Annotated in this window: 10 protein-coding genes; 8 read left to right on the forward strand and 2 right to left on the reverse strand. The window is 62.1% G+C overall.

Annotation, left to right across the window (positions count from 1 at the left end):
• Positions 1-116 precede the first annotated feature (116 nt).
• The 6 genes from FKV68_RS17510 (at position 117) to FKV68_RS17535 (ending at position 7,153) form a co-directional block, all read left to right on the forward strand.
• Positions 117-524: a GFA family protein gene (locus tag FKV68_RS17510; protein WP_180939056.1), complete on the forward strand. Its 408-nt coding sequence runs from the start codon at positions 117-119 to the stop codon at positions 522-524.
• A gap of 323 nt (positions 525-847) precedes the next feature.
• Entirely contained in the window at positions 848-2,725 is a 1,878-nt protein-coding gene (locus FKV68_RS17515) for a 5'-nucleotidase C-terminal domain-containing protein (protein WP_180939057.1), read from the forward strand.
• A 113-nt stretch (positions 2,726-2,838) separates the two neighbouring features.
• The gene (gene hemH / locus FKV68_RS17520) at positions 2,839-3,873 is read left to right on the forward strand and encodes a ferrochelatase (RefSeq protein ID WP_180939058.1); all 1,035 of its coding nucleotides are present in this window, start codon (positions 2,839-2,841) and stop codon (positions 3,871-3,873) included.
• A gap of 265 nt (positions 3,874-4,138) precedes the next feature.
• Positions 4,139-5,131 carry an SPFH domain-containing protein gene (locus FKV68_RS17525; protein ID WP_180941551.1) on the forward strand — a complete coding sequence of 331 codons (993 nt, stop codon included), beginning with the start codon at positions 4,139-4,141 and terminating at the stop codon, positions 5,129-5,131.
• Between the two features lie 11 nt (positions 5,132-5,142).
• On the forward strand, positions 5,143-5,598 hold the full coding sequence (locus tag FKV68_RS17530) for an NfeD family protein (RefSeq protein ID WP_180939059.1): 456 nt from the start codon (positions 5,143-5,145) through the stop codon (positions 5,596-5,598).
• A 115-nt stretch (positions 5,599-5,713) separates the two neighbouring features.
• A complete protein-coding gene (locus tag FKV68_RS17535) occupies positions 5,714-7,153 on the forward strand; it encodes an outer membrane beta-barrel protein (protein WP_180939060.1) in 1,440 nt (479 codons plus the stop codon).
• Positions 7,154-7,292: 139 nt separating this feature from the next.
• On the opposite strand, the gene galU is transcribed toward FKV68_RS17535, so the two are convergent.
• On the reverse strand, positions 7,293-8,180 hold the full coding sequence (galU, locus tag FKV68_RS17540; protein ID WP_180939061.1) for a UTP--glucose-1-phosphate uridylyltransferase GalU: 888 nt from the start codon (positions 8,178-8,180) through the stop codon (positions 7,293-7,295).
• A gap of 299 nt (positions 8,181-8,479) precedes the next feature.
• On the opposite strand from galU, the gene FKV68_RS17545 reads away from it, so the two are divergent.
• Both FKV68_RS17545 and FKV68_RS17550 read left to right on the forward strand, forming a co-directional pair.
• The gene (locus tag FKV68_RS17545) at positions 8,480-9,700 is read left to right on the forward strand and encodes a lytic murein transglycosylase (protein WP_180939062.1); all 1,221 of its coding nucleotides are present in this window, start codon (positions 8,480-8,482) and stop codon (positions 9,698-9,700) included.
• A gap of 166 nt (positions 9,701-9,866) precedes the next feature.
• Entirely contained in the window at positions 9,867-11,132 is a 1,266-nt protein-coding gene (locus tag FKV68_RS17550) for an SGNH/GDSL hydrolase family protein (RefSeq protein WP_180939063.1), read from the forward strand.
• A gap of 183 nt (positions 11,133-11,315) precedes the next feature.
• Here the strand turns inward: FKV68_RS17550 and FKV68_RS17555 are convergent, their stop codons facing one another.
• Positions 11,316-12,773, reverse strand: a complete 1,458-nt coding sequence (locus FKV68_RS17555) for a glutamate synthase subunit beta (protein WP_180939064.1) — start codon at positions 12,771-12,773, stop codon at positions 11,316-11,318.
• Between the last annotated feature and the right edge of the window lie 53 nt (positions 12,774-12,826).

Raw genomic sequence — 12,826 nt, forward strand, 5'->3', positions numbered from 1 at the left:
AGCGGATGGGCGAGGCGATAAACGCCCCTGTCCGCATCCACTGAAATGACTAGGGCCCGCCCAAGCGCGGGCCTTTTGCCTTTGATAACGAACCCTCGTTCCATTCCGAGACGACGATGCTGAAAACCTACACAGGAAGCTGCCATTGCGGCGTGGTTCGGTTCGAGGCCGACCTGGACATCAGCGCCGGTACCGGAAAGTGCAATTGCTCCATTTGCACGAAGATGCGCCTGTGGTCTGTTCGCGTGAGGCCAGAAGCTTTTCGTCTCGTCGAAGGCGAGTGTGAACTGACGAATTTTCAGGGCAAGAACAGGGTCGCCCATCACCTCTTCTGCCAGCATTGCGGCGTGCATCCTTTCGAGCGCATCGGTGTCCCGAACATGACGGGCGGTCCGTACCTCAATATCAATGTCGCATGCCTCGACGGTGTCGACATCGACGAGCTGTTGGCCGCACCGGTTACCTACTACGATGGCCGCAATGACAATTGGGGAGAGACACCCGCCGAAGTGCGGCACCTCTAGGCCCTGCGGCACTGGGCATCGCGACCCTGGCAGACGGCGATCGCGTCGTTCGGCAGCCGGCTTAACCTACTGCATGTCTCCTTAGATCGACCTCGATCTAAGGACAAAGACATGCAGCAATTCAAAGTGCTACAGCGACCTTTGCGCGTCTGATAAGACGCGCGGCGCTGTAGTTGGAATCCGGCGAAGAAAGGGCGCCTTTAGCGCTTGAAGTCGGCCGCAACTGGTGAAAACATCCGGCACGCCATCTCGGTCAGGGGATCGAGCATTTCCGCGCGGTTTCGCGATCGATCGGAAATCCACAGGCAGAACGGGAGAAGATCATGATCAGACATACACGGACCGGCCTCATGACCGCGTCTATTCTCGCCCTTTCTTCGGGCGCCGCCTTCGCCGATTATGAATTGAACATCCTGCACATCAATGATCTCCACTCCCGCATCGAGTCGATCAACAAGTTCGAGTCGACCTGCTCGGCGGAAGAGGAAGGCAAGAACGAGTGCTTTGGCGGCGTCGCCCGCCTGAAGACGCTGATCGACCAGAAGCGCCAGGAACTGACGGGCAAGAACACGCTTCTGCTCAATGCCGGCGACAACTTTCAAGGCTCGCTCTTCTTCACGACCTACAAGGGCGCGGCCGAAGCAGAATTCCTGAACCTGATGAAATTCGATGCCATGACCGTTGGTAACCACGAATTTGATGAAAGCGAAGACGGGCTCGCGAGCTTCCTCGACAAGGTCACCTTCCCGGTCGTAACCGCCAATGTGCTGCCGAGCTACAAGTCGAAGATCGGCGACCGGATCAAGCCTTCGATCGTGCTCGATGTCGGCGGGCAGAAGATCGGTATCGTCGGCGCGGTCGCCAACGACACGCCCGAACTTTCCTCTCCCGGACCGGACATCCTGATCGGTGAAGATGTCGCGACGATTACGAGTGCGGTCGAGGAGCTCAAGAAGCAGGGCGTCAACAAGATCATCGCCCTCACCCATGTCGGCTACCCGCGCGACCTCGCTGCGATCGCGAAAATTCCGGACATCGACGTCGTCGTCGGCGGTCACTCCCACAGCCTTCTGTCGAACACCGACGAGAAGGCGGAAGGCCCCTACCCGACCATGGTCGACAATCCCGGCGGCTACAAGGTGCCGGTGGTGCAGGCCGCCTCCTACACCAAATATCTCGGCGACCTCGTCGTCACCTTCGATGACAGCGGCGTCGTGAACGCCGCAAAGGGCGATCCGATTCTCATCGACTCCTCGGTCAAGCCGGATGAAGCCGTGCTTGCCCGAATCAAGGAGCTCGCCAAGCCGATCGAAGAGCTGCGCAGCAAGGTCATCGCCAAGACCGAAGCGCCGATCGACGGTTCGCGCGAGAATTGCCGCACGAAGGAATGCGAAATGGGCACGCTGGTGGCCGACGCCATGCTCGACCGCGTCAAAGGCCAGGGTGTCACGATCGCCATCACCAATGGCGGCGGGCTGCGCGCCTCGATTGACGCCGGCGACGTGACCATGGGCGAAGCCATCACCGTGCTTCCCTTCCAGAACACGCTTTCGACCTTCCAGTTGAAGGGCGCCGACATTCGCGCCGCGCTGGAGAACGGCCTGAGCCAGGTCGAAGAGGGCGGCGGGCGCTTCCCGCAGGTGGCCGGCCTCAAATATTCCTTCGACCGCTCCAAGCCGGCCGGCAGCCGGCTCGTCTCGGTAGAGGCGAAGGAGGGCGAAGCCTTCGCCCCGCTCGACCCGGAAAAGACCTATTCTCTCGTCAGCAATAATTTCATGCGCGGCGGCGGCGACGGCTATGCCGTCTTCAAGACCAAGGGCGAGAACGCCTACGACTATGGTCCGGGGCTGGAGACCGTGCTCGCCGACTATCTCGCGGCGCACCAGCCCTTCAAGCCCCATACCGATGGCCGCATCACGGAAGCCGCTGCGGCGGCAGGTGCAACGGCCGCTGGCACGGAGGCGCCGGCAACCGAGACCAAACCGGCTGAGAGCACTGCAGCCGCACCGGCGCAGCCTGCGACCGGGACCGCAGCTGCCGGACCGCAGAAGCACGTCATCGCCAAGGGCGACACGCTCTGGGATCTCGCCGAGTCTTTCTACGGCCACGGCATCGAGTGGAGGAAGATCTCCACCGCCAACGGCAATCCGGCGCCGCGGGCACTCGAGATCGGCCGCGAATTGCAGATCCCGGCCGAATAAGACAATTTGTCTCAACTTTCGGGCCGGCGCGGCCTTTCCCGCGCCGGCTTTTCTTTTTAGAAGCGTTTGAAACTGAAGGCGCCGGCAACGGAAAGGTGCCCATGAGGACCGAGATGACGACCGCACCTGCCGAACCGACGATCGACAACGCTGTCCGGAGATCCGGGAAGATCGGCGTGCTGCTCGTCAATCTCGGCACGCCGGACGGCACCGACTACGCCTCCATGCGTCGCTACCTCAAGGAGTTCCTGAGCGACAGGCGCGTCATCGAATGGTCGCGCCTCTACTGGTATCCGATCCTCTACGGCATCGTGCTCAACACGCGCCCCGGCAAGGTCGGCAAGGCCTATGAGCTGATCTGGAACAAGGAACGCAATGAAAGCTGGCTGCGCACGTACACCCGCAACCAGGCCGAACTGATGGCGAAGACCTTTGCCGATCGGCCGCAGGTCGTCGTCGATTGGGCGATGCGCTATGGCCAACCCACTATCGCCTCGCGCATGGAAGCGCTGCAGCAGCAAGGCTGCGATCGCGTCCTCGTTTTTCCGCTCTATCCGCAATATGCGGCAGCCACGACGGCGACGGTCAACGACAAGGCCTTCGAGGCCTTGCTGAAGATGCGCTGGCAGCCGGCGTTGCGCACGGTTCCCGCCTATCCCGGCGACCCGGTCTATATCGATGCGCTCGCCGCCTCGATCAGCAAGCATCTTGCAACGCTCGACTGGGAGCCGGAAGTCGTGCTCGCCTCCTTCCACGGCATTCCGAAGAGCTATTCCGATCAAGGCGATCCCTATTATTTCCAATGCCAAGAGACCGCGCGGCTGCTGCGCGCAAAGCTCGGCTGGCCGGAGGAAAAGCTGCAGGTTACGTTCCAGTCCCGCTTCGGCCCGGAGGAATGGCTGCAGCCATATACGGACAAGACGGTCGAGAGGCTGGCGAAGGACGGCGTCAAGCGCCTTGCCGTCATCAATCCCGGCTTCGTCTCCGACTGTTTGGAGACGCTGGAAGAAATCGCCGGCCAGGCTGGCGAAAGCTTCCATCACAATGGCGGCGAAAAATTTGCGCATATCCCCTGCCTGAACGACAGTGCCGAGGGCATGGCAGTACTCAACCATATCGTACGCCGCGAGCTCGAGGGCTGGCTCTAAAGAACACCTCGGCCCCTCATCCGACCTGCCGGCCACCTTCTCCCCGCAAGCGGGGCGAATGAGACTCGTGGCGAGCCCTCAGTCCCCTCCTCCGCGCGAGCGGGGAGAGGGTTAGGGTGACGGGCGTAAACATGAAATCAAGATGACGTCGGGACGTCGAGAGCAGAATCCGGTCCGGCCAGCCGCTTGAAATATTCCCGCGAATCGCCACGTCATACCCCAGGGGCGCTCCGAACGTTGGAGTTGCGAAGAGGGAGATATGTCGGTGGGCGGCATGGATATCGCAGTCATTGCATTCGTCGTTCTCGTCATCCTGGTGCTATTTGCCGGGATCAAGACGGTGCCGCAGGGATATCAATACACGGTCGAACGCTTCGGCCGGTACACGAAGACCATGGAGCCCGGGCTAAACGTCATCTTTCCCTTCATCGATCGCATCGGAGCGAAGATGAATGTGATGGAGCAGGTTCTCGACGTGCCGACCCAGGAGGTCATCACCAAAGACAATGCCAGCGTGTCGGCGGATGCGGTCGCCTTTTATCAGGTGCTGAACCCCGCCCAGGCCGCCTATCAGGTTGCCCATCTCGAGAATGCCCTCCTTAACCTGACGATGACCAATATCCGCTCGGTGATGGGCTCGATGGACCTCGACGAGCTGCTTTCCAATCGCGACGCGATCAACGACCGGCTGCTCCGCGTCGTCGATGAGGCGGCCAATCCCTGGGGCATCAAGATCACCCGCGTCGAGATCAAGGACATCGCGCCGCCGACAGACCTGGTCGAGGCGATGGCCCGGCAAATGAAGGCGGAGCGCGAAAAGCGCGCGCAGGTGCTGGAGGCGGAAGGCGCTCGCAACGCGCAGATCCTGCGCGCCGAGGGCGCCAAGCAGTCGGCAATCCTTGAGGCTGAGGGCCAGCGCGAGGCCGCCTATCGCGAGGCGGAGGCGCGCGAGCGCCTGGCGGAGGCAGAAGCCAAGGCGACCCGCATGGTATCCGAAGCGATCGCCGCCGGCGACGTGCAGGCGATCAACTATTTCGTCGCGCAAAAGTATACCGAGGCGCTTGCTTCTATCGGCACGGCGAACAACCAGAAGATCGTGCTGATGCCGATGGAGGCCTCTTCGCTGATCGGCTCGCTCGGCGGCATCGGCGCCATCGCGAGAGAAGTCTTCGGCGATGGCCAGCCCAGCGCGCCGCGTCCGCGCCAGTCGACGCCGCGCACGGGTCCGGCCACCAGTTCCTCCGAAACGACTTCCTGAAGGGCGTCGCCATGATCGCACGCGTCGTCCTCGAACTCGGCCCCTGGAGCTGGTGGGTGCTCGGCCTGGTGCTGCTTGCGGCGGAATTGGCGCTGCCGGGCGTCTTCTTGGTATGGATCGGGTTCGCAGCGCTCGCTACTGGCAGCCTGTCCCTCCTCCTCTGGGATACGGCATTCTGGGTCTGGGAGATCCAGGTCCTCGTCTTCGCGCTGCATTCGGTGTTCGCGGTCCTCATCGGTCGGCGCTTCGTCTCCTCCTCGAGAACGAGCGACGAGCCGCTGCTCAACAAGCGTGGCGAAAGCCTCGTTGGCCGCACGGCGGTCTTGGAGCAGCCGATCGCCGAGGGCCGAGGGCGCATACGCCTGGACGACACGACCTGGGCGGTCGAAGGGCCTGATCTGCCCGCCGGCGCGCGCGTGCGCATCGTGGCAAGCAGCGGCCGCCACCTCACTGTCGAGCGCGCCTGAGCGAAGCGCCGGGAACGGTACTCAAGCTGGATTTTCCTTTTGGAAACGATTGCTTAACCACGCGCCTTTACGGTTGCGAAACGATTGCAATCACGTTTTCGCGGACACACGGCGCATGGAGCCCAAATTTTCACGCTCGATCACGGCGGGCGCCTTGCGTCCGAGGATGCGGGCGTGGCTCCTGGCAGGCTGCGCGATCTTCGTCATCTCGCCCGCAGTCGCGCAAAGCCTCGACAATCCACCGATTGCCGACACCGCAACGGGCACGACCGGTGCAACCGGCAATACCGCCGCGATTACGGACCCGCAAACGACCGGCGCCGTTGCCGCCAGCGACCTTCCTCCGGCGCTCGACGAGGACTTCAACCGCCTGAACCGGCGCGAGGAGACGATCGATGGCCTGCGCACGCGCATCGACCCCTACGAGGGTCAGGCGACGGGCATCCGTATCGGTACTTTCGTCCTGAAGCCTGCTCTCAGCGAAACCTTCAACCATGAGCGACAGAAGACAGGCGACCGCAGCGAGAGTCGCAGCTTTATCGAGACGGGTCTCAAGGGATCGCTGACTTCCGACTGGTCCCGCCACCAGCTAAGCGTCACCGGCGAAGGCGTACTGCAGAACAACACGTCCGGCGAGGGGGAAGAAGAACCGCGCGCGGATGTCGACGCCGAACTGCGTCTCGACCTCAGCGACCAGACGACCGCACGGCTGAGGGCCGGTTACAGCTTCGAACGGGAAGACGCCAACGATCCGAACGCTATTGCCAATGCCGAAAGCCAATCCGGCGTCAACATCTATCGGCTGGGCGCTGCGGTCGAGCGCGACTACGGCCTCATACGCGGATCGCTCGGAGTCGATTTCGAGCGTCGGACCTATGGCGACGTCGAGCTCGACAACGGCACCAGGCTTTCCGTCGAGGACCGCAACCGCAACATCGGCCTGTTGGACGCACGCGTCGGCTACGAGCTGTCCCCCGCCCTCATCCCCTTCCTCGAAGCATCGGTCGGCAAGTCGAACTACGATCTGCGCGAGGACATGTTCGGCTTCGAGCGGTCCTATCAAAACTATGCGGGCCGTGCCGGGTTGGAGGTCGATCTGGGCGAAAAGCTCAATGGCGAACTCGCACTCGGATACGAAACCTACCGTTTCGACGATGATCGCCTTGGCAATCTTCGCGGCTTGTCGGTTGACGGCCGGGTCAACTGGTCTCCGCAGAGAGGCACCGACGTCCTGCTCGGCCTCGAAACCTATCTCGATCCTTCGACGACGCCAGGCGATGCAGGCTCGATCAACTATGCGCTGACCAGCATCGTTACCCGCCAGTTGCGCTCGACGCTGGTCGCTCGCCTGTCGAACAGCCTGACGCTGCGCAACTTCCCGTCGGATGCCACATCTTCCGACGAAGCCACCTGGCGAACCGGTGCCGGCCTGACCTGGGACATGAATCGTTATCTCGCACTCACCGGGGACGTCAGTTACGAACGGACGAACCGGGACCGCGGCCAGTCGACCGATACCGCCCGTATCGGCGTCGGACTGACACTGCGGCGCTAGGAGCAATTTCAGGAGAGTGCTTCAAAGGAAACGCACAAGGAGAGCCGGTGCGGTCTTGCGGAGCACAACACGCTCCGCAAGCTGAAAACAAAACAGCCGCGGCTGTCGGGCGCGGCCTGGCTTTTCGATCCGTTGGAAATTACTTCAGGCTTTGCAGCAAGTCCTTCAGCGGCCCTTCGACGGAGGGACGAATGTCGCCGCGCTCGAGCGCAAAAGCGACGTTCGCGAGGATGAAGCCGTCCTTCGCCCCGCAGTCATAGGTATCGCCGCGGAAGTGATAGGCGGCAAAAGGCTGCGCGCCGGAAAGCTTGACCATACCGTCGGTCAGTTGGATCTCATTGCCGGCGCCGCGCTCCTGCCGTTCCAGAATCGGGAAGATCTCCGGCTGCAGGATGTAACGACCATTGATGAAGAAGTTGGACGGCGCGGTACCGGGCGCAGGTTTCTCGACCATCTTGGTGATCTTGAAGCCGTCGCCGATTTTGTCGCCGACGCCGACGATGCCGTATTTGTGGGCCTGGTCGGGCGCACATTCCTCGACGGCGATCACGTTGCCGCCGCTTTGCTCGTAGAGCTCGACCATGCCCTTGAGGCACCCCTTCTCACCCTTCATGATCATGTCGGGCAAAAGCAGGGCGAAGGGTTCATTGCCGACGAGATCGCGCGCGCACCAGACCGCATGGCCGAGGCCGAGCGGAGCCTGCTGGCGCGTGAAGCTGGTGGTGCCGGCCTTCGGCAATATGCCGTCGAGAAGCTCGATTTCCGCCTTCTTGTTCCGCTCGCGGAGCGTCTGGTCAAGTTCGACCTGAATGTCGAAATAGTCCTCGATCACCGCCTTGCTGCGGCCGGTCACAAAGATCAGATGCTCAATGCCCGCTTCCAGCGCCTCATCGACGACATACTGAATGACCGGCTTGTCCACCACCGTCAGCATTTCCTTCGGCACTGCCTTGGTTGCCGGCAGGAAACGCGTGCCGAGGCCCGCGACAGGGAACACGGCTTTGCGGACTTTACGCTTGTCGGTCATAGACACCTCCTTGCAATGTTTCTCAACTCTAGCCCGAAAAAGGGGAATTGGATTGGAATTAGTCGCCGATCGCTATTTTTTTGCAAAGGAAGACGACCTGGCTTATTCATGGTAAAGACTTTGTTGACTTCGTTTCTGTAGGCTTCTCCCCTGATCCGATGCGGTTTCCGCTGTTCGGAGTGAAGAAGAACCGCATGCTGCCCGTCCACGGCCTGCTGCGGGCGACATTGCAAACCCGGAGTAGTCCGTCCGGCATGAACGCCGGCTGAACGCTCGCTGAGAAACGGAACCGATAGCTGATGATCAGAAACCGCAGGACGTTCTTTAGCCATATCGCCGCCGCCCTCGTCGTTACCGCCGCCACGTTTGGCTCAGCACCTGCACATGCAGACACGGGCTTCCAGAACTGGGTCAACAATTTCTACGCGACCGCTGCGAAGAGCGGCATTACCCAGGCGACCTACCGCAAGGCCTTCGCCGGCGTGAAGACGCCCGATCCCGTCGTGCTTGAGAAGGCGGGCTACCAGCCCGAGTTCAAGCACAAGATCTGGGAATATATCGACTCGCGTGTCAATCCGTACACAAAGCGGGTCGGCCAGGAAATGGCCGCCAAGCATGCCCGCACCCTCAACTCGCTTGAACGACACTTCGGCGTCGACAGGAACGTTCTGCTCGCAATCTGGTCGATGGAAACGAACTATGGCGCCGTCCTCGATAAGGATGACCGGCTGCACTATGTGCCGCGCGCGCTCGCGACGCTTGCCTATGCCGATGCGAAGCGTTCCAAATACGCCAGAACCCAGTTGATAGCGGCGCTGAAGATCCTCCAGAGCGGCGACATCACCCCGCGCGAACTGACCGGGTCCTGGGCGGGCGCCATGGGACATACGCAGTTCATTCCGACGAGCTACCTGCTTTATGCGGTCGACGCCGACGGAAACGGGCACCGCGACATCTGGAATTCTGTCCCGGACGCACTGGCCACAGCCGCCAACCTCTTGAGGAAGAATGGATGGCAGCCGGGCGAGACCTGGGGCTACGAAGTCGTGCCGCCGGCGAATGCAGCGAAATATTCCGGCCAGACGAAGACTCTTGGCCAATGGGCAGCGCTCGGCTTCCTCCGGCCGAACGGCAAGGGTTTTCGCAGCCCGAACACGCGCGCCGAACTCAAGCTGCCGGGCGGCAACAGCGGTCCCGGCTTCCTGATGACGCGCAACTTCTTCGTCATCAAACGCTACAACGCATCCGATTCCTATGCGCTTGGCGTCGGCCTGCTGGCGGACCAGATCGCCGGCTACGCGGGCATGCAGCAGCGCTGGCCACGCCCGGACGGATCGCTTGATATCAGCGAGAAGTTCGAATTGCAGAACCGCTTGAAGGGGCTCGGTTATTACAACGGTGAAGTCGACGGCAATTTCGGCTCGGGCTCCAAGGCCGCGATTCAGGCCTTCCAGACCCAGAACGGCCTGACGCCGGACGGCGAACCGACGCAGCACCTCCTGCGCGCTTTGCGCAACTAACGCAACCTCACCGAATACTCTGGGTCACGGCGATTTCCGATCCTTCGGTCCCAAATCGCCGTGATTTGGCGTATGGTGGGGTGCACTACAGCGCCGCGCGTCTTGTCAAAAGGCGCAAAGGTTGCTGTAGCACTTTGAATTGCTGCGTTCGACGGTGAAAGCGATCATGTTGCCAATCAGAAGCGCATCGGCGAGACGGTTCCTGCGTCCGCTTCGTTTAGCGCCGATCTTCATGGGTGCCGCGGCAATGCTCGTTGCCGCTTTCTTTGCCACGATGGCCGAAGCGCAGGAGCCGCCGCCCCCGCGGCGGAATGTTCTGCAACGACTCTTCGGTGTCTTCATTCCCCAAAGGCGCATCTACTACCAGGATCAGTACGACTATCCCCGCCAGCCCGCGCCACGGCGGGTGTTGAAACGCCGGCAACAACCGGCAGAGTCGCGACAGCCACGCCCGCAGCGCGCCAAGCCACGACCGGCGGAAGCGCCGCCGCCAGCACCTGTTATCGCAAAATCTCCGAATGCAAAAAAGGTGCTGGTCGTCGGTGACTTCATTGCCGCGAGCCTCGGCGACGGCCTCAAGGCTGCGTTCGAAACGACGCCGGGAGTTGTGATCGAAACGCGCGCGAACGGCTCCTCCGGCCTTGTCCGTAACGACTATTTCGACTGGCCGAAGATGCTGCCGGACTTTGCGACGGAGCTGAAACCCTCCGTCATCGTCGTCAGCCTCGGCGCCAATGACCGCCAGATGATGCAGATCGGCGACGCCAAGGAGCAGTTCCGCACCGATCTCTGGACGGAGGAATACCGCAAGCGCGTGAACGCGCTCGCGACTCTGGCCCGCAAGGACGGATTGCCGGTTCTCTGGGTCGGCATGCCGCCGTTCCAGTCGAGCGCCATGACCGCCGACATGGTGACGTTCAACGGCCTCTTCCGCGAAGAAGTGGAAAAGGCGGGCGGTGAGTTCATCGACATCTGGGATGGTTTCGTCGACGAGGGCGGCAAATTCGTCCTGACCGGCTCCGACATCAATGGCCAGCAGGTACGCCTGCGCGGCTCGGACGGCATCAACCTGACCAAGGCCGGCAAGCGCAAGCTCGCCTTCTATGTCGAGAAGGACATCCGCAAGCTGCTCGGCGAGGCCGCCGCCACGACGGACGTGCCGGGCGCCGAGGAACTGAAGGACCTAGTGGTCACGGCTCCGCTTGCCAACGAGGATATCGTCAAGACGCAGCCGATCAGCCTGACCGACCCGGAACTCGATGGCGCGACCGCCTTGCTCGGAGGCGATGCGCCGTTGAAGAGCACGGGCAAGAGCCCGCGCGACCTGCTCATCGAAAAAGGCGAGGTCGTCGCGGCGCCGCCCGGACGCGTCGATGATTTCCGGCTGGCAAAGCAGCAGACGGTGACCGCCAAGCCGCTGGAACAGAATTGAGATGGTATGGAACCCTGGAGGTCGTCATCCTCGGGCTTGACCCCAGGATCCAGGCCGAGGCTTCCTCTTCCCAGAAAGCTCTTCAGAGAATCGGAGTGACGTTCGCGCGTCCTGTGCCCTTGGTGTTTGGATCCTCGGGTCAAGCCCGAGGATGACGGCGTATAAAGATGCACACGTAACCGCCTACCGCGGCAGGACGCTCGACCCCATCAGCGCCTCGTCGATGGCCCGGGCCGCCTGTCGGCCTTCGCGGATCGCCCAGACTACGAGCGACTGGCCGCGGCGGACGTCGCCGGCGGTCCAAAGCTTGTCGACCGACGTCTTGTAGTCCCGCTCATTGGCGACAACATTGGTCGAGCCGCGCCGGTCGGTGTTAAGCGTCAGCTTGTCGCCGAGGTCCTTGAGCACGCTGTTGGTGAAAGGACCACGGAAACCGATGGCGATGAAAGCGAGATCGGCCTTGATGATGAACTCGGTTCCGGCGATCGGCTTGCGGCGCTCGTCGACCTGACAGCACTTGACGCCGGTAAGCACACCATCCTCGTCACCGATGAACTCCAGCGTCGCGACCTGGAACTCGCGAACCGCACCTTCCGCCTGGCTGGAGGAGGTGCGCATCTTCGTCGCCCAGAACGGCCAGACGGCGAGCTTGTCTTCCTTCTCCGGCGGCTGCGGGCGAATATCGAGCTGCGTCACCTTGACAGCACCCTGACGGAACGCCGTGCCGACACAGTCGGACGCCGTATCGCCGCCGCCGACGACGACGACATGCTTGCCGCCGGCGAGGATCGGTTCGGAGGGCCAGCCGACACTGTCGATGTTCTCGCGGCCGAGGCGGCGGTTCTGCTGCACCAGATAGGGCATCGCATCGTGCACGCCGGCAAATTCCACGCCCGGAATTCCGGCGTCGCGCGGTGTCTCGGAGCCGCCGCAATAAAGAACAGCGTCACAGTCCTCGAAGAGCTTCTGCACCGGCAGGTCTGCACCGACATTGATGCCGCAATGGAAGGTGACGCCTTCGCCGCGCATCTGCTCGATGCGGCGGTCGATGAAGTTCTTCTCCATTTTGAAGTCCGGAATGCCATAGCGCAGCAACCCGCCGGGCTTCGACTCGCGCTCGTAGACATGGACTTCGTGACCGGCGCGGGCAAGCTGCTGGGCAGCCGCCATGCCGGCCGGACCCGAGCCGATGACCGCGACCTTCTTGCCGGTCTTGGTGACCGCCGGCTGCGGCACGATGTAACCCATCTCATAGGCCTTGTCGGCGATCGCCTGCTCGACCGTCTTGATCGCGACCGGCACATCCTCGAGGTTCAGCGTGCAGGCCTCCTCGCACGGCGCCGGGCAGACGCGGCCGGTGAATTCCGGGAAGTTGTTGGTCGAATGCAGGTTGCGGATCGCCTCGTCCCAGTTGCCGTTGTAGACGAGGTCGTTCCAATCCGGGATCTGGTTGTGCACCGGGCAGCCGGTCGGGCCATGGCAATAGGGTATGCCGCAGTCCATGCAGCGCGCTGCCTGCTTCTGCACCTCCTGGTCGGACATTGGAATGGTGAATTCACGGAAATGGCGGATGCGGTCGGATGCCGGCTGGTACTTTGCCACCTGCCGGTCGATCTCGAGAAATCCAGTTACCTTACCCATCGTATCATCCTGAAAGCTTCGCGTCTGAACAGGCGCTCTTGGCAAGCGCGCGT

It is taken from the genome of Sinorhizobium mexicanum (assembly GCF_013488225.1).
In the GTDB taxonomy this organism is placed as follows: domain Bacteria; phylum Pseudomonadota; class Alphaproteobacteria; order Rhizobiales; family Rhizobiaceae; genus Sinorhizobium; species Sinorhizobium mexicanum.

What these genes read in the sequence shown, in the direction of transcription:
- FKV68_RS17510 (WP_180939056.1), top strand. Translation starts at nt 117, where the DNA reads ATGCTGAAAACCTACACAGGAAGCTGCCATTGCGGCGTGGTTCGGTTC.
- hemH (WP_180939058.1), top strand. Translation starts at nt 2,839, where the DNA reads ATGACGACCGCACCTGCCGAACCGACGATCGACAACGCTGTCCGGAGA.
- FKV68_RS17515 (WP_180939057.1), top strand. Translation starts at nt 848, where the DNA reads ATGATCAGACATACACGGACCGGCCTCATGACCGCGTCTATTCTCGCC.
- FKV68_RS17545 (WP_180939062.1), top strand. Translation starts at nt 8,480, where the DNA reads ATGATCAGAAACCGCAGGACGTTCTTTAGCCATATCGCCGCCGCCCTC.
- galU (WP_180939061.1), bottom strand. Translation starts at nt 8,180, where the DNA reads ATGACCGACAAGCGTAAAGTCCGCAAAGCCGTGTTCCCTGTCGCGGGC.
- FKV68_RS17555 (WP_180939064.1), bottom strand. Translation starts at nt 12,773, where the DNA reads ATGGGTAAGGTAACTGGATTTCTCGAGATCGACCGGCAGGTGGCAAAG.
- FKV68_RS17550 (WP_180939063.1), top strand. Translation starts at nt 9,867, where the DNA reads ATGTTGCCAATCAGAAGCGCATCGGCGAGACGGTTCCTGCGTCCGCTT.
- FKV68_RS17535 (WP_180939060.1), top strand. Translation starts at nt 5,714, where the DNA reads ATGGAGCCCAAATTTTCACGCTCGATCACGGCGGGCGCCTTGCGTCCG.
- FKV68_RS17530 (WP_180939059.1), top strand. Translation starts at nt 5,143, where the DNA reads ATGATCGCACGCGTCGTCCTCGAACTCGGCCCCTGGAGCTGGTGGGTG.